The sequence below is a fragment of the Massilia sp. 01N410 genome (assembly GCF_056399665.1).
Genome location: NZ_JBFTRV010000015.1, coordinates 102429 through 123255 on the forward strand (window position 1 = coordinate 102429; position 20827 = coordinate 123255).

Consider the following 20827-nt stretch of genomic DNA (forward strand, 5'->3'; position numbering starts at 1 on the left):
CAAGTTGACGCTGTCACGAAACAGCCTATACTCGTTTAGTCTCTGCGCTAAAAGCCTGCGCGAAGCTAGCATCTGGGATTTGGTGCGCAGGCTTCCTTAGCTCCTCATAAATCGTGCAGGTGGCAGCGACGTCTGCCGAAATGCATCCGTTGGCGGCGTGGTCATGCGGCGCCAGCACGCTAAGCCGAGCCACGTCATTAGAATCGGTGACAACGGAGAAAACGTGGCAAATCGAGTCCTCATCATTTCCCCCATCGCGGACGACATCCGCGCCCTGAAGAATGCCTTAGGTGAGGCCTTCGATGGTCCCTTCGATGTGGAATGCGCGGCTACCTTGGCAGAAGGCATAGAGCGCATTCGCCAGGAAGGGATCGATGTAATCCTGGCGGATTTGATGCTGCCAGACGGCACGGGCTTGGCTTGCTTCGATCAACTATACGAAGTGGCGCGCCACATACCGATCCTGACGCTGTGCGACCTCGACAATGAAGACGATGCCAAGGAGGCCGTCCAGCGCGGCGCCCAAGGCTGGCTATCAAAGGGGTACTTCGACAACAGCCTAGTGCCGCAGTCCTTGCGTAACATTATCGAACGCATGAAAGTGGAGCAACGTCTGTATGTCGCCACGGCGCGTGCAGAAATTACGCTTAACTCGATCGGCGATGCCGTCATCTCTACCGACACGGCCGGCCGCGTTGATTATTTGAATACCGCGGCCGAACTGATCACCGGGTGGCTGCGGGAGGACGCGAGTGGGATGCCTGTAGCGCAAGTGCTTAACCTTATCGACGCCGTGACGGGGCGCCCGATCATCAATCCGGTTGAATACGTCCTGCAAAGCGATTACTCCTCGGGTTTGACCGGCGAAGTCGTCCTTGTCGACCGTCATGGCAAGCTTATTCCGATCGAAGATTCTGCCGCGCCAATTCACGATTGGAATGGACAGCTCGTGGGTGCCGTGATGGTGTTCCGGGACATCTCTAGCACCGTCGCACTGACATCGAAAATGCGACACCTCGCGCAGCATGATTTCCTTACCAACCTGCCCAACCGAGTCCTTTTGAATGACCGCATTACTCAGGCTATTGCTTCGGCCAAGCGCAGCAATACAAACCCGGTATTATTGTTCCTTGATCTGGACAAGTTCAAGCATATCAACGACTCCTTGGGGCACGCTGTCGGCGATCAGTTGTTGCAAGCCGTCTCGGAACGCCTGGTGCACTGCGTGCGCACTTCCGACACGGTCAGCCGCCACGGTGGCGATGAATTCGTGATCCTGCTCGCAGACGAACGGCGGCCGCACGATGCGGCGCTGGCGGCTGAAAAAATACTGCTCGCGCTGTCGACGCCTTTCCTCATCGATGGGCAGCAGTTGCATACGTCAACCAGTATTGGCATCAGCGTTTTCCCGCTCGACGGTACGGATGCCGTCGCCTTGATCAAGAATGCGGACACCGCGATGTATCATGCCAAGGAGCGCGGGCGCAACAACTATCAGTTCTTCCGCCATGACATGAATACGCGGGCCGTGGAGCGGCAGCTGATCGAAAGTAATCTACGCCAGGCGCTCGAACGCAAGGAATTCACGCTGCATTACCAGCCCAAGGTTGACCTGAAAACCAATTGCATCACCGGGGTCGAAGCCCTGCTGCGCTGGGAGCATCCAGAATGGGGACTGGTGTTGCCGGAGCGTTTCATCGTGATTGCCGAGGAATGCGGCCTCATCATTCCAATCGGGCGGTGGGTATTGAATGAAGCCTGCGAGCAGGCGGTGCGTTGGCGTAACCAAGGCATTTCCCCGGGGTCAATCGCGATCAACGTGTCGGCTCTGGAATTTCGTCATCGGGATTTTTTCGATCACGCGCTTACCGTCCTGGAGACCACTGGCGTGGACCCTGCCTGCCTGCAGCTCGAACTGACCGAGAGCGTGCTGATGCGCGATGTGGCGACCAGCGCCTGCTTACTGGCCAAATTCAAGACAATGGGCGTACAGATCGCAGTGGACGACTTTGGCACCGGTTATTCCAGCCTGAGCTACTTGAACCAATTTCCGATCGATGTGCTCAAGATCGACCAGTCGTTTGTAAAGGCAATCAATGCCGGACTTGAAAGCAATGGGGTCATCGTCAGCGCGGTCATCGGCATGGGCAAGAATCTGCACCAGCGTGTCATCGCCGAAGGCGTCGAAGATGAGGGGCAGTTTGCGTTTCTCAACGCGCACGGATGCAATGAAGGCCAGGGCTACTTCTTCAGCAAGCCGGTCGACGCGGTTCAAATGCAGGCAATGCTGAGCACGGGCATATGTGTCTGACGTGTCATGGCAAGGCATTCGTTAACGCGACGGCCCGGAGTAACCCGGGGTCCTCTTATGCACCCGGAAGGTTTGATTGGCGGGCGGTCTTGGCGCCGCGCCAACGAGGGCGCGCTCGGCTTGCTTGTGACGATCTTCGATATAGACCGGGTTGGCGTGCTCCATGATGCCAATGGCCCGAGCGGAATCCAGTTGGGCCACGCCGGTAAGTGCAATGACGTGGCGTCCGGGCAGGAAGGCCGATTCGTCCACTCTCTCAGTGGCGTGAGGCAGTGCGAGTGCTGGTAAGGCCACGTCAGCCCAGAGGCCTTCGAGCGTGCCTCAATGTGAGGTCAGGATTTGTCTAGGGAACTGGAGCGAGTCCAGGTTCAAGGACAGTGTTGTAGCTAGACATTGCGGCAAATCCCTGGGGCGCTCGGCGCGTACATGGCCGTGAGTTGCGCGAGCCGCGACGCGAACCGTGCATCGTCGCGCCGCGCCAACCATTGCGCGCACAGCATGAACCACAGATAAGCATAGCCGTCGGCAAGGAACTCAACGTCGGCCTGCGGCGGCAGGTCGCCGCTCTCCCGCGCGCGCGTAAATAGCGAACGAAGTGACTTGCGCAGGGAAGGGCCATCGTCCCGCACCTCGCCGGAATCGGCGGTCTGCTGGACGTGGCTGAAGAATAGTTCCGCCTGCGCGGCATGGGCCTGTAGCCAGGTTTGGGTCTGCTGTGCGAAATGGTCGAGGGCAGCGTGCAGCTGGCCTGGTTCCGCCTGTAGGGGCGCAACATTGATCAGCCCCGTCAGATAACTACGCGCACTGGCGGCGACCAGCGCAGCCTTGCTGCCGAAATGACTGTACACCGTGGCACGCACCACGCCGGAATCGCGCACGATGTCGTCCATGCTGACCCCTGCTACTCCGTGCTCCTCAAACAAGCGGGACGCCGCGTCGAGGATCTGTTGACGAATCTTGGCGTTTTTGCCGGGAGGCCGGGCCATTGGTATGCCTCTTTGCGACGTTGAGAAAGGGCTTGCATTGTACAATTTAATTAATTAGACTCAAGTCTAGTTAATTTCGTTTGAGGTTAAACATCATGGACATCGCGCTAGCAATTTCTTTCTGGAGCATGAACTTTCTGTTGAGTATTACGCCCGGTCCAGCAGTCGCGAATGTGATGGGCGCAGCGTTGACATCAGGTTGGAGGCCAGCGCAGGCCAGCATCGGCGGGATTCTTCTGGGTAACTGCATTTATATCTTGATGGCCTTGCTGGGCTTGGGTGCCGTTTTTGCCGCGGCTCCAGGCAGCCTGACCGTTCTGCGCTGGGTGGGAGCCGCCTACATCGGCTGGCTTGGCATTCAGTCGCTTCGTTCGTGGCGCCATGCCGAACGCGAAGGAAATCTCGAGCCGGCGCCCCCGGCCTCTGCTGCACGGCTGTTCACCGACGCGCTGACGCTGCAGTTGGCGAACCCGAAGGCGGTGCTGTTTTTTGGCGCGATGCTGCCTCAGTTTGTGCATGAGGGCGGCTGGCCACCGATGGTGCAAATGACGCTACTGGGAGCGATTGCGGTACTGCTCGAATACCCGGTGCTTTGTGCCTACGCTTGGCTTGCGCGCCGCAACCTCGAACCCGGGAGGCGCGGTGTCCTGCAGTTGGCAGCGGGATCTCTGTTATTGCTGTGTGCTCTGCGCATTGTGCTGGCCTGATCGTTTCTTGCGGTGCTGCCGTCGCTGGCGCCGTTCCATCACCAGGAGGATCCAAATGGAAGGTATCCGGATTGGCGTCATTGGCGCCGGCATCATGGGTTTGCGCGTGCTGCAGGCACTGAGAGCGCACCCGGCATTTTCAGTGGTCGGTGTATACGATCCAGACGCAGGCGCTCAGGCACGAGTGCGCGCGTTGGACCCGGCGTTGCCGATTTTTGCCAGCGCTGCCAAGTTAAGCGTCCAGCCTGGGTTGGATGCTTTGTATGTCGCCTCGCCACCGGCTTGGCATTTGGAGCACCTGCGACTGGCGCAGGATGCCAGGGTGGCTGTGCTGTGTGAAAAGCCGCTGGCTGCGAATCTTGGCGATGTGGCGGCAATCGATCGGCTCGTCCTGCCCCGGTGCGCTGTAAATTTCCCATTCGCATGTGTACCAGCCGTGCGCCAGTTGCAGGCAATGGTGAGCAGCGGCGCCATGGGTGAGTTCTCTGGGGCAGACGTCACTTTGCGGTTCGCACACTGGCCACGCGCCTGGCAACGTGGCGCCGCCGACTGGCTGGGCATGCCGGACCAAGGAGGTTTCACTCGGGAGGTGTTATCGCATTTCCTGTTCTTGGCATTACGCTTGTTTGGTCCTCTGGAATTGTCCAATTACCGGCTCGACCGTGAGCACGGAAAAACTGAAACCGCATTGAAGGTGCAACTGCGGCATGGCTGTGGGATAGTGGGCATTGACGCCGCAGTCGACGGCACGATAGAGGACAGCAATTGTTTCGAGTGGCGTGGAACCCGTGGCAAGGCGAGACTGCATGACTGGTATCGACTGGAAGCGACCGGAGTGCCGCCAACAGCCTCCGTCGACCCTACTCCTTACACATTGGACGCATTTGCCAGAGCGTTCAGGGAGCAAGTCGATACGGGGTTGGCCACGGTGTCGGAAGCCCGGCAAGTTGCCGAACTCGTCGAGACCTTGCTTGCCTGAGCTTGCCCTACCGAAAATGGACCGGAGGCTAGCACTTCTAACGGAGTAAACGAAAACGCCACCCGAAGGTGGCGTTTTCTGAATTCTTGGTGGCCCGGGGCGGAATCGAACCACCGACACAAGGATTTTCAATCCTCTGCTCTACCAACTGAGCTACCAGGCCAAGGCGGCGCATTGTAGCACGAAGTTACGATAAATCCATAATTTCGTGCACAAGGCGCCACGTTCCGCGAACCTCAGCCGATTACCAGCCCAGATCCTTCAGCAGCGGCAGCGTCAGGTCGTACGGCGGCACCACGACGGTAGTCAGGTCGGGGTTGATGTTCGGCTCCATCAGCAGGTTCGGGAAGGCGGTCACGTCCCAGTGCGATACCGACGAGCCCGACACCAGCGGGTTCGGCGTGTACAGCAGCGGGTTGCCGTTGGCGTCCGCACCGGCGATGCGCACCGGATCGGCGGTCAGGGCGGCGGTGACGGTGCCCGGCTTGCTGCGGCTGCCGTAGGCGAGGGCGGTGTTGACGGCGGCCTTCAGCGCATCGCCGTCGGCCTGGGTGACGCCGACCGCCGGAATGACGATGCTGCCGTCGCTGCCGCCCGGGATCAGGGCGCCGGCTGCGTTGTTCGCCAGGATCACGGCGACCGCGCCGGCGTTTTGCGCGTTCCTGACCTTGTCGACGAAGGGGCAGCTGCCGCGGCTGATGATCGCCACCTTGCCCTTCACCGCAGCCGTGTTGGCGGCGTCGAAGGGGCTGCAGCCCGGACCCGCTTCGCCGGCCTGGGCAGCGATGTTGGCCAGGGTGCCCAGGTTGCCGCTGCTTGGGGGCAGCGGGCCGAAGCTGGCCGTGTTGAAGTCGATGTTCATGCTGCCGCCCGGCGCCGGCGAAGCGGTCTGGATGATCGGGATGCGCTTGAGCATGCCTGCGCCTGCCTTCACGTTCGGGCCGATCCAGGCCAGTTGCAGCGGGTTGATGGCCGAGGCCTTGCGCTCCGCGGACGTCATGTTCAGCCAGGTCTTCTTGGCCGTGTTGTCATACATGTACTGTTCCCAGATGCTGGGCAGGCCGCCGGTCGAGACATAGGCGGAGCCCGAGGCGTTCAGGCGGTTGCCGGTGCCGGTCGACACGGTCAGCACCGAGAAGCCCAGGCCGTGGCCCAGTTCGTGCAGCAGGGTCTCGACGAAGTTGACCTTGGAGCCGGCATTGCCGTCCAGGCCGAGATAGAACGGCGAACCATCCAGGCAGCCCGGGTTGCCGAGGTTGATGTTGAACTGGGTCTTGATGTCGACGTTGCCGTAGCCGCTGCCGTCGTCCGGCTGGCCGGCGCTCAGGTCGACCCCGGCCAGCTTGTTGGCCAGGGCTTGCGGATACCAGGTGCCGGCCTTGGCGTTCGGGAAGTCGCGCCAGATGTTCCACGCGCCGGCGCTGCCGAGGGTGGCCGATGTGGCGGTGCAGGTCAGGGCTTCCCAGCCCGCGCTGACGTTGATGGTGACGTTGCTCTGCAGGTTCTTTTCCCAGATGCCGGCCACGTAGCGGTAGACGTTCCAGCGCTGCTCGCCCAGGGTGGTGCCCGTGTTGCCGCCCACCGGTGCCACCGGGGTCGGGTCGTTGAAGCCCTTGCCGGCCGGGTCGCGGCTGGTGATGTTGATCGTGGCGGCCTGGGTGGCCAGGCAGGTCAGGGCGCAGGCGGCGGCGATCAGCGAACGCGAAATGACGGGGGTGAGCATGGATTACTCCGTAACTGGGGTGTTGGCGGCGGAATGGACATGGGCAGCGGCCGGTTGGCTGCCATGCGCGTCGGTGCAGACCATGTCGAGCTTGCCGTCCGCGGTGCGCACGACCGTCGAAGCGGTCAGGAACTCGTCGGTCAGGCGTACGCCGGTGGCGCCGTTGCGGTGGAATTTCTGCAGGGTCGGCTTGGGCGCTTCGCGCGCCAGATTGGCCTTGAGCGATTGCAGGGTGGCCTGCTCGGCGGCGGTGGCCGGACGCAGCTTGCCGGTGTCGGCGTCACGGGTGACGGTTTGCGAATCGGTGGATTGCACGGCTTCCTGCTGCGCCTGTTGGGCGCCGGCGGGCAGGGCGAAGGCGCACAGGGCCAGTCCGGCGACGCCGGTGCCCAGCAGGCGCTGGATGGAATTCAGTTTCGACATGAGAGTCTCCAGAAATCTTGACGGGAATGATCAGGCGCGCGAACGGCGGCGTGCCGCGCCCAGGCCCAGCAGGCCGCCGACGATCAGCGCCATGCTGGCCGGTTCCGGCAGGTCGACGAGCAGGCTGTCCACGCCGGCATAGTTGGCGTTGTCGGCGGCGCCGGTGTACTGGAAGGCGAAGCGGACGGAGCCCAGCGTGCTGGTGCCGACCGAAGCGGTGTACTTGACCCAGTCGCTGTCCGGGACCGGGCTGACCGAGGTCAGGCCCAGGCCGGTCAGGGTGCCGTTGGCATTCACGAAGCCGAAGTTGATCTGGTCGAAATACCCGTCGAGGTGGTCGGCACGCAGGTAGAAGGAGACGGTGGCGCCATGGCTGGCGTCGAAGACCGGGGTCAGCATCCAGGCATTGAGAGTGCCGCCGGCGGGCGCGCCGTTGTAATTCGCTGCCGCGTACGAGTAGGGGCTGCCCGCTTGGGCGCCGAAGATGTTCTGGTCGCCCTGGAACCAGCCCGGAGTGAGGCCGCCCGGGGTACTGTTGTTGGTGAATACCCATCCCTTGGCGGCCAGGCCTGCCACGTTCTCGAATCCCTCGCTGAGTACGACACCGGCCTGTGCCGACATCGCCGTTCCTGCAAGTGCCATTGCGGCTAACGCTTTCTTGATCATTTGTATTGCGCTCCTGTGTATGAACGATGGGTGGGCCTTGCTGCGCGCCCCCGGATTGGCGGTAGCCAACGGCGTATGTATTGCACGTTACATGCCAGGACTGTAAGCAATTGATTTCGTATAGGAAAATTTAAAAATGAGCAAAAATGTCATCAAAATGTAAGATTTTTCGACGGAAAAGTACTTTTTTGCAAGAAATCATTGTTGTTATATTGAATTAAATGAAATTTCATGCTCATAAATAACGCAAGGAAATTTCACGCAAAATTAACAATTCGCCTGTGAAGGTCGATGTCAGTACGGATGACGAGGCGGGACTTGGAAGACGCCGGAGAAAGGTTGAATCGCGTCAAAACAGGTGTAAAGATTACCGACAACGGTCGCGCCGGCGCAGCGGCGGTAAACGCAAACAGGCGCCGGGCGGCGCCTGTTTGCGGTCAGGAGGAGGGGATGCTCAGGCGCGCGCTTTGGCGCGTTCGGCGTGCTGGCGGTCGAGCGCCAGGCGTAATTCCTTGCGGCCTTTCGCTTCTTCGAAACGGCGGGCTTCGTCCGGCGTGGACGGCGCTAGCTGTGGCACCGTCACCGGTTTCTTGTCGTCGCCGACGGCCACCATGGTGAAGAAACAGCTGTTCACGTGGCGTACTTCCTGGGTGCGGATGCTCTCGGCCAGTACCTTGATGCCGATTTCCATCGAGCTGCGGCCGGTATAGTTGACGGCCGCCAGGAAGGTCACCAGCTCGCCCACGTGGATGGGCTGGCGGAAGGTGACCTGGTCGACGCTCATCGTCACCACATAGGCGCCGGCATAGCGGCTGGCGCAGGCGTAGGCCACCTGGTCGAGCAGCTTGAGGATATGGCCGCCGTGGACGTTGCCGGAAAAATTGGCGGTATCCGGGGTCATCAGCACCGTCATGCTCAGCTGATGGTTGGGAAGACTCATTCTTGCTCCTTGCGTATTTCCTGGTACTTGATACCTGACACCGCATGCTGACATGGAAACCCCGGTGAGGCAACCGCAGGCTTAGAACCCCTAAAATTTGCTACCTTACCCAAAAAGGATCATCCGATGGCTCTTCTGCTCGTCCCCGGCTTCATGGCCGACGACACCCTGTGGCGCGACCTCGAGGCACCGCTGGCGCGCTTCGCGCCGATCCACTACGCCGACCTGCGCCACGACGGCTCGATCGAGGTGATGGCGCGCCGGGCGCTCGAGACGGCGCCACCGTCCTTCCTGCTGGTCGGCTTTTCGATGGGCGGCTACGTCGCGCGCGACATCGCCCGCCTGGCGCCGGAGCGCGTGCAGGCGCTGGTGCTGATCGCCACCTCGACCCGTCCCGACAGCCCGGCGCTGAGGCAGCGCAAGGGCGCGATCGGCAAGGCGGCGCCGTCGCTTGCCTTCAGTGGCCTGAGCCGCATCGCGGTGGCGTCGTCGCTGCATCCGAAGGAGCGCGACAACGAGGCGCTGATCGAGCGGGTGAGGGCGATGGGAGTACGGCTGGGAGGCGAGGTGTTCCGGCGCCAGTCGATGCTGGAGCGCCCCGGCGACCTCGATCGCCTGCATGAGATCCGCTGCCCGACCCTGGTGGTGGCGGCCGCCCAGGACCAGCTGCGCAGCCTGGAGGAGGCGCGCGAGCTGCAGGCCGGGATCCCGGGCGCCACGCTCGAGGTGATCGAGGATAGCGGGCACATGATCCCGATCGAGGCGCCGGAGCGCCTCGCCGCGGTCATCGTGCCCTGGCTGGAGCGCCACGGCGGCTGACCGCAGTCCGTGCTCAGGCCTTGTTCGCGCGCGCCCGGATCGCCTCCGCCACGTCCTGGCCATAGGCCGGATCGGCTTTCAGGAAATGCCCGATCTGGCGGTCCTGGATCGCGGCATCGGCCTGGGCGAGGGAGCCGGCGATGTTTTCGATCAGCTTGCGCTTTTCTTCCTCGCTCAGCAGGCGGAACAGATTGCCGGCCTGGGTGAAGTGATCATCAAGGGCGCGGGTGTCGTAGCGGCCTGCCGTCCCCTCGAGCTGCCAGCCGGCGTCGCCGTGGCCGAAGCCGCCGGCCGCCGGCGTGCCGGCCACCGGATCGTAGTTGGCGCTTGCTCCGCCGTTGGCGATCGCCATCGCGCCGTCGCGCTGCTGGTTGTGGACGGGGCAGCGCGGGCGGTTCACCGGCAGGTGCTGGTGGTTGGTGCCGACGCGGTAGAGCTGGGCGTCGTGGTAGGCGAACAGGCGCGCCTGCAGCATCTTGTCCGGGCTGTAGCCCAGGCCCGGCACGATGTTCGACGGCGACAGCGCGGCCTGCTCGACGTCGGCGTGATAGTTGTCCGGATTGCGGTTCAGTTCAAGGATGCCGACCGGGATGCGCGGGAAGTCGCCCTGCGGCCACACTTTCGTCAAGTCGAACGCATCCCAGCCGGTTTTCGCTTCCCAGGCGGCGCGCTGTTCATCGTCCATCACCTGGATCTCGACGCTCCAGCGCGGATAGTCGCCTTTCGCAATCGCGTTGAACAGGTCGCGCTGGGCGTAGTCCGGGTCAAGGCCGGCCAGGCGCACCGCCTCGGCTGCCGACAGGTTCTTGATGCCCTGCAGGGTCTTGAAGTGCCACTTGACCCACACGCGCCGGCCTTCCTCGTTGATCAGGCTGTAGGTGTGGCTGCCGAAGCCGTCCATGTGGCGGTAGCCGTCCGGGGTGCCGCGGCTTGAAAACAGGATCGTCACCTGGTGCAGGCTTTCCGGCGCGCGGCTCCAGAAGTCCCAGACATGCTGGGCCGATTTCAGGTTGGTCTGCGGATCGCGCTTCTGGGTGTGGATGAAGTCCGGGAACTTGATGCCGTCCTTCAGGAAGAAGGTCGGGGTGTTGTTGCCGACCAGGTCCCAGTTGCCTTCCTCGGTATAGAAGCGCAGGGCGAAACCGCGCGGATCGCGTTCGGTGTCGGCCGAGCCTTTTTCGCCGCCGACCGTCGAGAAACGCAGGAAGGTCTCGGTCTGTTTGCCGATCTCGCCGAACAGCTTCGCTTTCGTGTACTTGCTGACGTCATGGGTGACGGTGAACGTGCCGTAGGCGCCCGAGCCTTTGGCGTGGACCACGCGCTCGGGAATGCGCTCGCGGTTGAAATGCTGGAGCTTTTCGATCAGGTGGAAATCCTGCAGCAGGACCGGACCGCGCGGCCCGGCGGTGATCGAGTTCTGGTTGTCGGTGACGGGAATGCCGGAGGCGGTGGTGAGATCGGTCATGTCAGCTCGCTGTTAGGGTTAATGGCTATCGATGTATTTAATTCGATAGATATCGTTTATTAATGTTCATGGTAGAGCGCGAGCCTTATACGTGCAAACTATCTATTTCTATGTGGTCTATAGTAAAAATTAATGCTATGAGACGCGTACATTAGCAGTACCCTATTGCTCTGAATCATCAAATATTTCCACATGCTTATGTCCTCCGGCGAACTCAAATTATCGGAATTGATTGCATCGCTGAGCTATGCGCTCGACATCACCGAAGGCCAGCCGCCCGGGCATTGCGTGCGCGCCTGCTGGATTGGCATGCACATCGGCCGCCAGGCCGGCATGCCCGCCAGCCAGTTGTGGGAGCTCTACTACACGCTCCTGCTGAAGGACCTGGGCTGCAGCAGCAATGCCGCGCGCATCTGCGAGCTCTACCTGACGGACGACCTGAATTTCAAGCGCGACTACAAGACGGTCGGCGACAGCCTGCCGCAGGTGCTGGGCTTCGTGCTCAAGCACACGGGACTGAAGGCCGGGTTGGCCGAGCGCTTCCGCAGCGTGATGACGATCCTGCGCGACGGTCCGGAGATCGCGCGCGAGCTGGTTGCCACCCGCTGCCAGCGCGGCGCCGACATCGCGCGCCTGCTGCGCTTTCCGGAAGGCGTGGCCCAGGGCATCTATTCGCTGGACGAGCATTTCAACGGCAACGGCAAGCCGGCGCGGCTGGCGGGCGAGGCGATCCCCTTGTATTCGCGCCTTGCCTTGCTGGCGCAGGTGATCGACGTGTTTCACACCGAAAGCGGGCGCGAGGGCGCGCTGAAGGAAGCACGCGCGCGCGCGGGACAGTGGTTCGACCCGGGACTGGTACAGGCTTTCGAACAGGTCGCGCAGTCGGACGCCTTCTGGGCGACGCTGGCCTCGGAAACGATTGACGGCGCGGTCGCTGCCCTGCAGCCGGCCGGGGCAGGACACCAGCATGCGCTGGACGACGACTACCTGGACGACATCGCCAGCGCCTTCGGCCAGGTGGTCGATGCCAAGAGCCCATACACCAGCGGCCACAGCGCGCGCGTGGCGCTGTACACGGACATGATCGGAGAGGCGCTGGGACTGTCGATGGAACGCCGGCGTTGGCTCAAGCGCGGCGCGCTGCTGCACGACGTCGGCAAGCTCGGTGTCAGCAACAGCGTGCTGGACAAGGCGGGTGCGCTCGACCGCGTCGAGTGGGACGCCGTCAAGCTGCATGCCGAGTTCACGGAGACGATCCTGAGGAGGATAGATGCCTTCCGCGAACTGGCGGCCATCGCCGGCGCCCATCACGAGCGCCTGGACGGCAGCGGCTATCCGCGCGGACTGGCGGCGGAGGAGATCCGCATCGAGACGCGCATCATCACCACCGCCGACATCTTCGACGCGATCACGGCCTCGCGGCCTTACCGAGGCGCGATCCCGATACCGCAGGCGCTGGAGATGATGCAGAAGACCGTGGGAACGGCGCTCGATCCGGCCTGCTACGACGCCCTGGTGCGGGCGGTGGAGCGGGTGCCGTTCCCGGAAGCGGCCTGAAGCCGGACCTTATACGACGGTCAGGGTCACGTCGATATTGCCGCGGGTCGCGTTCGAGTACGGGCAGACGCCGTGGGCGGCTTCGACCAGTTCCTGTGCTTGTGCGCGGTCCATGCCCGGCAGGCTCACCGCCAGTTCCACGGCCAGGCCGAAACCGGCCGGGATCGGGCCGATCGAGACGCTGGCGTCGATGGCCGCATCGGCCGGTACCGCGATCTTCTTCTGGCCGGCGACGAATTTCATTGCGCCCATGAAGCAGGCCGAGTAGCCGGCGGCGAACAGCTGTTCCGGATTGGTGGCGTCACCCTTGCCGCCCATTTCCGTCGGCGGCGCCAGGCGCACGTCCAGCAGATTGTCGCTGGAGACGGAACGGCCTTCGCGGCCGCCGGTGGTGTGTGCTTTTGCGGTGTACAGGACTTTGTCGAGCTTGGTGGTCATCGCTTTACCCTTTCGTGGTTGAGTGGGATGAATCATAGCGCGAAATTAAATAGCGCGCTATTTAATTGTCGCTATCGAAACGATAGCCGAGAAACATGGCAGGTCTCTTACCGGCCTGCTGGTTTGCCGAACATCTGCGTCCAGTAGGTAGTGTGGTTCTCGCTGGCCGGATTGACCGCATAGGCCGCGCCCATCTCCGTCATCGCCGGATTCATGATGTTGGCGCAGTGGCCGGGGCTGTCCAGCCAGGCCGCCACCGCTTCCTCCACCGTGCGCTGGCCGGAGGCGATGTTCTCGCTGATCCTGGTCCAGCGGTAGCCGGCCCGCGTGGCGCGCGTGGCCGGGTCGCTGCCGCCCGGCTCCTTGTGGTTGAAATAGTGTTTCTCGGCCATGTCCTTGCTGTGGCCGAGGGCGGCGGTGGCCAGGGTGTCGCTCCAGGCCAGGGGCGGGGCCGCGCCGAAGCCCTGCGCGCCGCAGCTGCGCGGCCGGGCGCGCGCCTGGTTCACCAGGCTCAGCAGCTCCTGACTCAACCGGGCCGCATCGGGCAGGGCGGGGAAGACCAGGGGCCGCGCCAGCACCACCTGCCACTCCTTGCCGTGGCGCGCCGTGCCGATGGCCGAGAACTCGCCGCTCAGCAGCTTGCCGCAGTAGCGCTCGCGCAACACCGTCATGGCCGCCTCGGCGTCTTCCGGCCCCGTCACCGAGATCGCCTCGGCCTGGGCGGCGGCATAGCCCGCCTTCCTGAGCGCGGATTCGAGAAAGGTGCCGACGCCGATGCGCAACGAGGACAGCGCCGCCTCGGGCGTCAAGGGCGCGGCGGCTGCGGCGGGGCGGCCCGCGCAGGTAGCGGGCGCGGCGCGGTAGGCGTTGATCAGGCCCGCGAGTTCCTCGCCCTCGCGCGCGCCGGCGCGGGGCGTGGACAGGAGCGCCGCGCATGAGAGAAGGGCGACGGACAGGCGCGCAGCGGGCGCGGCCCTGGTGCTGGACAGGCTGGGCAATGCAGGCATGGAAAGCGATGGGAAGAAGTTCCGAGATGGGGCCGGCGGCCGCCAAATCAAGCGGAGCCGGCCACTGTATGGGCTGACATATGCATCCAATGAACCTTGGCACGAGGCAAAGTTTAAATTACGATCAAACACTTGATTCTTATGGAGACATCACAATGAAGCGTACCCTGTGCAGCGCCCTGATCGCGGGTCTGTTCGCCAGCCTTGCCCACGCCGGCACACCCGCCAAGGTCGCGGCGGCTGAACCATCGGCAGCCTCGAGCGCGGCAGCCGGCTCCCGTTCCGGTGTCGACGCCGGCGCGCTGGACGCCGCGGTACGCCCGCAGGACGATTTCTTCCGCTACTCGCAAGGCAAGTGGCTGAAGGACGTCGACATCCCCAACGACCGTTCCAGCTGGGGCGCCTTCAACATCGCCGCCGACAAGGTCGAGCAGCAGATCCGCACCCTGATCGAGCAGGCCGCCCAGGACAAGAACGCGAAAGCCGGTTCCGACACCCAGAAGATGGGCGACTTCTACACCAGTTACGTGAACCAGCAGCGCCGCAACGAACTCGGCCTGGCCCCGCTGAAGGGCGAGCTGGCGCGCGTCGCCGCGCTGAAGGACAAGAAGGCGCTGGCCGGACTGGCCGCCCACTTCGAGCGCATCGGCGCCGGTTCGCCGGTGAACATGGGCGTGCGCCAGGACAGCCGCGATTCGACCCGCTACATCGTCGGCATCTCGCAGTCGGGCCTGGGCATGCCGAACCGCGATTTCTATCTGCAGGACGAAGCCCGCCTGCTTGATACCCGCGCCAAGTACCTGGCCCACGTCGAGAAGATGCTGAGCCTGGCCGGCCACAAGGATGCCGCCGCCGAGGCGAAGGCCATCGTGGCGCTGGAAACCGAGATCGCCAAGGTGCAGTGGAGCGCCGTCGAGAACCGCGATCCGGTCAAGCGCTACAACAAGATGAAGGTCGCCGAACTGAAGACCCTGGCGCCGGGCTTCGACTGGGCCACCTACCTGAAGGATACCGGCGTCGGCAAGGCGACCGAAGTCGTGGTCAGCCAGCCGTCCTACCTGCAGGGCCTGGATAAAATCATCGCCGCGACCCCGGTCGAGACCTGGCAGTCCTACTTCAGCTTCCGCCTGATCAGCGCCTACGCGAACTACCTGTCGCAGGACTTCGAAGACGAGAGCTTCGCCTTCCGCGGCGCGGTGCTGAGCGGCACCAAGGTCAACCGTCCGCTGGAGAAGCGCGCGATCGCCCAGGTCAACCGCGACCTCGGCGAAGTGGTCGGCAAGGTCTATGTCGAGCACTACTTCCCGGCCGAGCGCAAGAAGCAGGTCGAAGAGATGGTCCACAACTTCATGCTGGCCTACAAGGAGCGCATCGAGACCCTGGACTGGATGAGCGACGAGACCAAGAAGGCCGCCCAGGCCAAGCTGGCGAAGATCTCGGTGAAGGTCGGCTACCCGGACAAGTGGCGCGATTACTCCTCGCTCACCATCAAGCGTGACGACCTGGTCGGCAACGTGATGCGCACCCGCGAGTTCGAGCACAAGCGCAACGTCAGCAAGCTGGGCAAGCCGGTCGACCGCAGCGAATGGGGCATGACGCCGCAGACCGTCAACGCCTACTACAGCCCGACCATGAACGAGATCGTGTTCCCGGCGGCGCGCCTGCAGGCCCCGCTGTACGACGCGGACGCCGAGCCGGCCATCAACTACGGCGCGGTCGGCATCTCGATCGGCCACGAGATGAGCCACGCCTTCGACGACTCGGGTTCGCAGTACGACGGCGACGGCAACCTGCGCAACTGGTGGACCAAGGAAGACGGCGAGAAATTCCGCGCCAAGGCCAAGGTGCTGGTGAACCAGTACGCCGGCTACAGCCCGGTCGACGGCTACCACCTGAACGGCGAGCTGACCCTGGGCGAGAACATCGCCGACAACGCCGGCGCCATCATGGCCAGCCGCGCCTACCGGATCTCGCTGAAGGGCAAGCCGGCGCCGGTGATCGACGGCTACACCGCCGAGCAGCGCATCTTCATGGGCATGGCCCAGGCCCGCCGCGGCAAGGCACGCGACCAGGCCCTGATCGCCCAGGTCAAGTCGGACCCGCACTCGCCGGCGGAATTCCGCGTCAACGGCAGCCTGCGCAACCACCCGGGCTTCTACGAGACCTTCGACGTCAAGCCGGGCGACAAGATGTACCTGGCGCCGGAAGATCGCGTCATTTTCTGGTAATCACTGCAGTTTGATCCGTCGTCCCCGCGCAGGCGGGGATCCAAGTTTGTTAGCGTTTCGTTAGCGCAAGCAGAACTTGGGGGGAATAGTGCTGGGGCACTATTCCCGCCTTCGCGGGGACGACGTTTTTGGTAGCGAGCACGCCGTCTTTTCGGCTCGATTGTTACGTCATACGTAACGAACAATCCCCTCCATCGCTATTTTTCGCTTCGTTCCCGGCCAGTACCATTTGCCTGTCAGAAAAACGCTACAACAAGCGACTGACGTGCCACCGACGCCAGGTGGCACACCAGAACAACGCGCGGCGCCGTGGCGGCGCTGCGCACTTAGAAACGGAAACGAACATGAAAACCAAGCTGATCCTCCCCGTCCTCACCGCCATGACCCTGGCCGCCGCCAGCACCGCCGCCTTCGCCGGTGTCCAACAGGCCGACCTCCGCGGCAATGCCGCGCCGGCCCAGGCCGCGGTCGACCAGGTCATCGTCGTCACCGACGCCACCCGCCACGTCAACGTCACCGGCGGCTCGACCGTGCGCTTCGTCGTCGGCGACCGTTCCTTCAGCTGGACCTTCCAGAACGGCAGCGCCCACGTGCTGCCCTTCGACCTGGCGCTGATCGCGCCGCAGGGTCTGCTGAACCACCGTGTCATGGCCTATGTGTCGGACAACCCGCTGTACCAGGGCAACTAAGTAGACGGGTGCCGGTGCCGGAGGCCGCGCGCTGGTAAGATGGCGGGCTATGCGCAAGGATCTCGATTACGGACTGCTGCACGCGATGAACGCCTTCGTGCATGTCATGGACGGCGGCAGCTTCACCGCCGCCGCCGAACACCTGGGCATGTCCAAGGCGCAGGTCTCGCGCCTCGTGAGCCTGCTGGAAAACCGCCTGCAGACCAAGCTGCTGCACCGTAGCACGCGGCGCATCTCCGCCACCGGCGCCGGCGAGCGCTATGCCGAGCACTGCAAGGCCATCCTCGACATGGTCGCCCAGGCCGAAGGCGAGGTCGGCGGCGGCGCCCACCAGTCATCCGGCCGCCTGCGCGTGATGAGCATGACGGCCTTCGGCAACCGCTATGTGACGCCGCTGGTGTCCACCTACTGCGCGGCGAATCCGCGCGTGACCCTCGAGTACAGCTCTTCGCAGAGCCCGCCCGACCTGCTGGCCGAAGGCATCGACGTCAGCATCTACCTGGCGCAATACCTGCCCGATTCCGCCCTGGTGGCGATGAAACTGGGCCGCATGTTCTCGGTGCTGTGCGCGGCGCCGGACTACCTCAAGCAGCGCGGCACGCCCCAGCATCCCCAGGACCTGGCCCGGCACACCTGCCTGCGGCTGGTGACCTCCTCGTTCAGCTCCTGCTGGCAGCTCGACCGCGGCGACGAGCACGTGACCCTGGATCCCCAAGGCCCCCTGATCGGCAATATCGCCGAAGTGCTGCTCGACGGCGCGCTGCGCGGCCTGGGCATCGCCCTGCTGCCGGCCTACAGTGTGGTCGACGACCTGCGCAGCGGCCGGCTGGCGCAGGTCCTGCCCGGCTGGCGCTCGCCCGAGATCGCAATCTTCGCGCTGCTGCCCTCCGGTCGTTTCGTGGATGCCAAGACGCGCGCCTGGATCGACCTGCTCAAGCGGGAACTACCGCCGGCCATCGAGCGGGACATGGCCTATTTCGGCGACCTGTGACTCCGCCGCCACCTTCTGCAGCGCGGCCGCGGTGTCGGCGCCGATACCGAGTTCCTTCGCCACGTATTCGTTGGCGCCCAGCGAGCGCGGATCGCGGCCGGTGACGTTGCCGAAGATGGTCAGCGCCTCCAGGTAGTAGCCGTAGACGCTGGCGTGGTAGTCGTCCGGCGCCCACAGATTGATTCCCGTGTCCTTGCCGTCGTAGGGATTCGGGTCCGCCAGTCCGCTGGCGATCGCGCGGTTCCAGGCCTGGCCGACCGGGATCACGCCGCCGATCAGCTTCGACGCCCGGGCCGCCTTGTCGTAGCCGGCGCGCACGTCGAGCGCCATCTGGTACACCGGCTGGCCGTACCAGGCGCCGCCCGGCTTGTAGGTCTGGTCGGCGCGCGACCAGGTCGCGGCCAGGCGCACGTCGACATTCGGATTCTGCTCATGGAAGGCCTGGGCCAGCAGGCCGGAATACTTGACCAGGGTAGCCGGATCGCCCGGCCTGGCGGCATCCAGGGTGCTGTAGCTCTGCAGTACGACCTTGTCGAAGGGCCTGGCGATGGTGGCGAGCTTGTGCTCGTAATGCCAGTCGACGCCCTTGCCGGGCGAGGTTTCCAGGCTCACTTCGTAGTCCAGGCCGGCCTGCACGGTGAAGGCCTTGAACAGGGCGGGGACGCCGCCGATGTGGGTGCCGTTCAGGTCGGTGACGCTGTCCGGCCGGTAGCCCTGCACCAGCGGGGCCGCACCGGCCGGCGCGCCGAAGGTGAAGCTGTTGCCGACGAAGAGGATGGTGGTGGCTGGCGCGGCCGCGGCCTGCAGGGATGCGGTGGTCAGGAGGGCAAGGACGGCGCAGGGCAGGGCGTGGCGGATGGGCATGTCGTCTCCGGGATCTGGTTATTCGCCCGACGATTGTACAATCGGACATCCCATCGAAAGGAAAGCCCATGCGTCCAGCCGTCATCCTGCCCGTCCTGCTGCTTCTTTCCGCATCGTCTGCCCGGGCCCAGGCCCCGCTCGACGTCAGGATCGGCAGCGCGTCGCCGCTGTCCGGCACCGGCGCCCACCAGGGCAAGGACATCGAGAACGGCGCGCGCATGGCGATCGACGACTTGAACGCGAAAGCCCCGGTCATCGGCGGCAGGAAGGTCCGCTTCGTGCTGCAGGCCGAGGACGACGGCGCCGATCCGAAGATGGGCACGGCGGCGGCGCAGAAGCTGGTCGACAACGGCGTGGTGGCGGTGGTCGGCCACCTGAATTCGGGCACCACGGTGCCGGCCTCGAAGATCTACAACAGCGCCGGCATCCCGCAGATTTCTCCGGCGGCGACCACGCCGCTCTATACCCGGCAAGGCTACAAGACCGCCTTCCGCGTGGTGGCCAGCGACAGCCTGGTGGGCCACACGCTGGCGGCGTATTCGATCAAGACCCTGAAGGCGAAAAAGATCGCGGTGATCGACGACCGCACCGCCTTCGGCCAGGGCCTGGCCGACGAATTCACGAAAGGCGTGAAGGCGGTGGGCGGCGCCCAGCTGGTCAGCCGCCAGTTCACCAACGACAAGGCGACCGATTTCAACGCCATCCTGACCCAGATCCGCGCGCACAAGCCGGACGTGATCTTCTACGGCGGCATGGATGCGGTGGCCGGTCCCATGCTCAAGCAGATGAAGGCGCTCGGCATCGGCGCGACCCTCGTCTCCGGCGACGGCGTGTGCTCGGAAAAGCTGCCGCAGCTGGCCGGCGACGCCCTCGGCAACGGCAAGGTGATCTGCGTGGTGGCCGGCGGCGTCGGCAGCGCCGAAGAGGAACAGGCCGCCGCCGCCTTCGCCGAACGCTACCGCCAGCGCTACAGGATCCCGCTGCAGACCTATGCGCCTTACGCCTATGACGCCACCATGGTGTTCGCCCAGGCGATGCAGCAGGCCGGTTCGACCGACCCGGCGAAGTTCCTGCCGGCGCTGGCGAAGATCAGATACCACGGCGTCACCGGCGACATCGCCTTCGACCCCAACGGCGACCTGCACAATGCCGCGCTGACGCTCTACACCTACCGCGACGGCAAGCAGGTAAAGCTGCAGGTGGTGCGTTAATCGCTGCGCGGGGGGCCTGTGCGCTATATGGATCTCAGCTCCTGGCAGGGCGTGTTCACCACGCTGATGAGCCTTGCCATCGTCACCCTGATCGGCGTCGGCATCCGGGTGCTGATGATGCAGACCATCCAGCAGCGCCGCGAGCGCATGAACCGCCAGATCAACGAGCGCCTGCGGACCCTGATCGCGGCCTACCGGACGCTGGGCGGCTCCTTCACCGGCGAGCTGACCGTCGATCCCACCCACCTGCGCGAGCTGCGCGCGGCGCCGCCATCGGCCGATGGCGCCGCGCCGTCGGCGGCGGAGGCGGCGCGCGTGAATTCCGAGCGCGCGCGGCGCATCCGCGATGCCGTCGAGGCGGCGCTGGCCGACATCCTGCTGCTCGGTACCGAGCAGCACTGCCGGCTGGCCGGCCAGGCCGCCAGCGACATGGCGGCCGGACGTCCGATCCACACGGCGGAGCTGGTGGTCTCGCTGCGCGACTTCATCCGCGAGGCGCTGGACCTGGGACCGATGCCGGAGGACGTCGTGATCCCGCTGCAGGGACCGACCCGCACCCAGGGCAGCGGCGGCGCGCGCGGCAAGGGAGAAGGCGGCGCCGGTGGCGGTGCTAAAGGTGGCGGAGGCGGTGGAGAAGGCGGCGGCGGTGGCGGCATGGGAATGGGCATGGGCCTCGGTCTCGGCCACGCCTCCGGCGACCACGAACACAACAGCTAGCGCGTCACGTTCCTGTCACGATCCCGGTCTAGAGTAGGCGGCAACCATCTTTCGGGGGCCGCATGCCAGGGGAATGCACATCGTGAGGGATACCGGCTTCGACGCG

The 20827-nt window shown here is 64.3% G+C and carries 18 protein-coding genes, 1 tRNA gene and 1 pseudogene; 10 read left to right on the top strand and 10 right to left on the bottom strand.

Going from position 1 to position 20827, the window contains the following annotated elements; genetic code table 11:
- Window positions 1-223 precede the first annotated feature (223 nt).
- On the top strand, window positions 224-2311 hold the full coding sequence (locus tag AC1DOP_RS19350; RefSeq protein WP_477252844.1) for a putative bifunctional diguanylate cyclase/phosphodiesterase: 2088 nt from the start codon (window positions 224-226) through the stop codon (window positions 2309-2311).
- A gap of 386 nt (window positions 2312-2697) precedes the next feature.
- Here the strand turns inward: AC1DOP_RS19350 and AC1DOP_RS19355 are convergent, their stop codons facing one another.
- Window positions 2698-3297 (bottom strand): TetR/AcrR family transcriptional regulator, encoded by a 600-nt coding sequence (locus tag AC1DOP_RS19355; RefSeq protein ID WP_441935077.1) that lies wholly within the window; start codon window positions 3295-3297, stop codon window positions 2698-2700.
- 95 nt (window positions 3298-3392) lie between these two features.
- On the opposite strand from AC1DOP_RS19355, the gene AC1DOP_RS19360 reads away from it, so the two are divergent.
- Both AC1DOP_RS19360 and AC1DOP_RS19365 read left to right on the top strand, forming a co-directional pair.
- A complete protein-coding gene (locus AC1DOP_RS19360) occupies window positions 3393-4004 on the top strand; it encodes a LysE family translocator (RefSeq protein ID WP_441935078.1) in 612 nt (203 codons plus the stop codon).
- Window positions 4005-4059: 55 nt separating this feature from the next.
- Window positions 4060-4374, top strand: a pseudogene (locus tag AC1DOP_RS19365) (Gfo/Idh/MocA family protein); the annotation flags it as partial.
- A 696-nt stretch (window positions 4375-5070) separates the two neighbouring features.
- On the opposite strand, the gene AC1DOP_RS19370 reads toward AC1DOP_RS19365, so the two are convergent.
- The 5 genes from AC1DOP_RS19370 to AC1DOP_RS19390 all read right to left on the bottom strand — a co-directional run bounded on the left by AC1DOP_RS19370 (window position 5071) and on the right by AC1DOP_RS19390 (window position 8735).
- A tRNA-Phe gene (locus AC1DOP_RS19370) sits at window positions 5071-5146 on the bottom strand.
- Between the two features lie 81 nt (window positions 5147-5227).
- Complete coding sequence (locus AC1DOP_RS19375; protein ID WP_441935079.1) at window positions 5228-6706, bottom strand: PA domain-containing protein; 1479 nt, start codon at window positions 6704-6706, stop codon at window positions 5228-5230.
- Between the two features lie 3 nt (window positions 6707-6709).
- Window positions 6710-7129: a post-PEP-CTERM-1 domain-containing protein gene (locus tag AC1DOP_RS19380; RefSeq protein ID WP_441935080.1), complete on the bottom strand. Its 420-nt coding sequence runs from the start codon at window positions 7127-7129 to the stop codon at window positions 6710-6712.
- 30 nt (window positions 7130-7159) lie between these two features.
- Window positions 7160-7750, bottom strand: a complete 591-nt coding sequence (locus tag AC1DOP_RS19385; protein ID WP_441935081.1) for a choice-of-anchor J domain-containing protein — start codon at window positions 7748-7750, stop codon at window positions 7160-7162.
- A gap of 499 nt (window positions 7751-8249) precedes the next feature.
- The gene (locus AC1DOP_RS19390) at window positions 8250-8735 is read right to left on the bottom strand and encodes an acyl-CoA thioesterase (protein WP_441935082.1); all 486 of its coding nucleotides are present in this window, start codon (window positions 8733-8735) and stop codon (window positions 8250-8252) included.
- Window positions 8736-8861: 126 nt separating this feature from the next.
- On the opposite strand from AC1DOP_RS19390, the gene AC1DOP_RS19395 reads away from it, so the two are divergent.
- A complete protein-coding gene (locus tag AC1DOP_RS19395; protein WP_477252847.1) occupies window positions 8862-9554 on the top strand; it encodes an alpha/beta fold hydrolase in 693 nt (230 codons plus the stop codon).
- Between the two features lie 13 nt (window positions 9555-9567).
- Here AC1DOP_RS19395 and AC1DOP_RS19400 read toward each other — a convergent pair whose 3' ends face one another.
- Window positions 9568-11019, bottom strand: a complete 1452-nt coding sequence (locus tag AC1DOP_RS19400; RefSeq protein WP_477252849.1) for a catalase — start codon at window positions 11017-11019, stop codon at window positions 9568-9570.
- Window positions 11020-11211: 192 nt separating this feature from the next.
- On the opposite strand from AC1DOP_RS19400, the gene AC1DOP_RS19405 reads away from it, so the two are divergent.
- A complete protein-coding gene (locus tag AC1DOP_RS19405) occupies window positions 11212-12576 on the top strand; it encodes an HD-GYP domain-containing protein (RefSeq protein WP_441935085.1) in 1365 nt (454 codons plus the stop codon).
- 9 nt (window positions 12577-12585) lie between these two features.
- Here AC1DOP_RS19405 and AC1DOP_RS19410 read toward each other — a convergent pair whose 3' ends face one another.
- Together AC1DOP_RS19410 and AC1DOP_RS19415 are read right to left on the bottom strand one after the other, a co-directional pair.
- Entirely contained in the window at window positions 12586-13014 is a 429-nt protein-coding gene (locus tag AC1DOP_RS19410) for an organic hydroperoxide resistance protein (protein ID WP_441935086.1), read from the bottom strand.
- Between the two features lie 107 nt (window positions 13015-13121).
- Window positions 13122-14021: a CAP domain-containing protein gene (locus tag AC1DOP_RS19415; RefSeq protein WP_441935087.1), complete on the bottom strand. Its 900-nt coding sequence runs from the start codon at window positions 14019-14021 to the stop codon at window positions 13122-13124.
- 155 nt (window positions 14022-14176) lie between these two features.
- Between AC1DOP_RS19415 and AC1DOP_RS19420 the strand changes: the two genes are divergently transcribed.
- The 3 genes from AC1DOP_RS19420 to AC1DOP_RS19430 all read left to right on the top strand — a co-directional run bounded on the left by AC1DOP_RS19420 (window position 14177) and on the right by AC1DOP_RS19430 (window position 17929).
- Complete coding sequence (locus AC1DOP_RS19420) at window positions 14177-16249, top strand: M13 family metallopeptidase (RefSeq protein ID WP_441935088.1); 2073 nt, start codon at window positions 14177-14179, stop codon at window positions 16247-16249.
- Window positions 16250-16593: 344 nt separating this feature from the next.
- The gene (locus tag AC1DOP_RS19425) at window positions 16594-16938 is read left to right on the top strand and encodes a CzcE family metal-binding protein (RefSeq protein WP_441935089.1); all 345 of its coding nucleotides are present in this window, start codon (window positions 16594-16596) and stop codon (window positions 16936-16938) included.
- 49 nt (window positions 16939-16987) lie between these two features.
- Window positions 16988-17929: a LysR family transcriptional regulator gene (locus AC1DOP_RS19430; RefSeq protein WP_441935090.1), complete on the top strand. Its 942-nt coding sequence runs from the start codon at window positions 16988-16990 to the stop codon at window positions 17927-17929.
- Here the strand turns inward: AC1DOP_RS19430 and AC1DOP_RS19435 are convergent.
- A complete protein-coding gene (locus AC1DOP_RS19435; protein ID WP_441935091.1) occupies window positions 17882-18793 on the bottom strand; it encodes a DUF4886 domain-containing protein in 912 nt (303 codons plus the stop codon). The two genes, AC1DOP_RS19430 and AC1DOP_RS19435, sit on opposite strands and share 48 nt — an antisense overlap.
- A gap of 68 nt (window positions 18794-18861) precedes the next feature.
- On the opposite strand from AC1DOP_RS19435, the gene AC1DOP_RS19440 reads away from it, so the two are divergent.
- Both AC1DOP_RS19440 and AC1DOP_RS19445 read left to right on the top strand, forming a co-directional pair.
- Complete coding sequence (locus AC1DOP_RS19440) at window positions 18862-20004, top strand: branched-chain amino acid ABC transporter substrate-binding protein (RefSeq protein ID WP_477252853.1); 1143 nt, start codon at window positions 18862-18864, stop codon at window positions 20002-20004.
- Between the two features lie 27 nt (window positions 20005-20031).
- Entirely contained in the window at window positions 20032-20721 is a 690-nt protein-coding gene (locus AC1DOP_RS19445; RefSeq protein ID WP_441935093.1) for a hypothetical protein, read from the top strand.
- Window positions 20722-20827: the final 106 nt, after the last annotated feature.

Coding starts and splice junctions, on each gene's coding strand:
- AC1DOP_RS19400 (WP_477252849.1), bottom strand. CDS start 11,019: ATGACCGATCTCACCACCGCCTCCGGCATTCCCGTCACCGACAACCAG.
- AC1DOP_RS19375 (WP_441935079.1), bottom strand. CDS start 6,706: ATGCTCACCCCCGTCATTTCGCGTTCGCTGATCGCCGCCGCCTGCGCC.
- AC1DOP_RS19415 (WP_441935087.1), bottom strand. CDS start 14,021: ATGCCTGCATTGCCCAGCCTGTCCAGCACCAGGGCCGCGCCCGCTGCG.
- AC1DOP_RS19430 (WP_441935090.1), top strand. CDS start 16,988: ATGCGCAAGGATCTCGATTACGGACTGCTGCACGCGATGAACGCCTTC.
- AC1DOP_RS19380 (WP_441935080.1), bottom strand. CDS start 7,129: ATGTCGAAACTGAATTCCATCCAGCGCCTGCTGGGCACCGGCGTCGCC.
- AC1DOP_RS19360 (WP_441935078.1), top strand. CDS start 3,393: ATGGACATCGCGCTAGCAATTTCTTTCTGGAGCATGAACTTTCTGTTG.
- AC1DOP_RS19410 (WP_441935086.1), bottom strand. CDS start 13,014: ATGACCACCAAGCTCGACAAAGTCCTGTACACCGCAAAAGCACACACC.
- AC1DOP_RS19390 (WP_441935082.1), bottom strand. CDS start 8,735: ATGAGTCTTCCCAACCATCAGCTGAGCATGACGGTGCTGATGACCCCG.
- AC1DOP_RS19420 (WP_441935088.1), top strand. CDS start 14,177: ATGAAGCGTACCCTGTGCAGCGCCCTGATCGCGGGTCTGTTCGCCAGC.
- AC1DOP_RS19355 (WP_441935077.1), bottom strand. CDS start 3,297: ATGGCCCGGCCTCCCGGCAAAAACGCCAAGATTCGTCAACAGATCCTC.
- AC1DOP_RS19435 (WP_441935091.1), bottom strand. CDS start 18,793: ATGCCCATCCGCCACGCCCTGCCCTGCGCCGTCCTTGCCCTCCTGACC.
- AC1DOP_RS19445 (WP_441935093.1), top strand. CDS start 20,032: ATGGATCTCAGCTCCTGGCAGGGCGTGTTCACCACGCTGATGAGCCTT.
- AC1DOP_RS19405 (WP_441935085.1), top strand. CDS start 11,212: ATGCTTATGTCCTCCGGCGAACTCAAATTATCGGAATTGATTGCATCG.
- AC1DOP_RS19395 (WP_477252847.1), top strand. CDS start 8,862: ATGGCTCTTCTGCTCGTCCCCGGCTTCATGGCCGACGACACCCTGTGG.
- AC1DOP_RS19385 (WP_441935081.1), bottom strand. CDS start 7,750: ATGTCGGCACAGGCCGGTGTCGTACTCAGCGAGGGATTCGAGAACGTG.
- AC1DOP_RS19440 (WP_477252853.1), top strand. CDS start 18,862: ATGCGTCCAGCCGTCATCCTGCCCGTCCTGCTGCTTCTTTCCGCATCG.
- AC1DOP_RS19425 (WP_441935089.1), top strand. CDS start 16,594: ATGAAAACCAAGCTGATCCTCCCCGTCCTCACCGCCATGACCCTGGCC.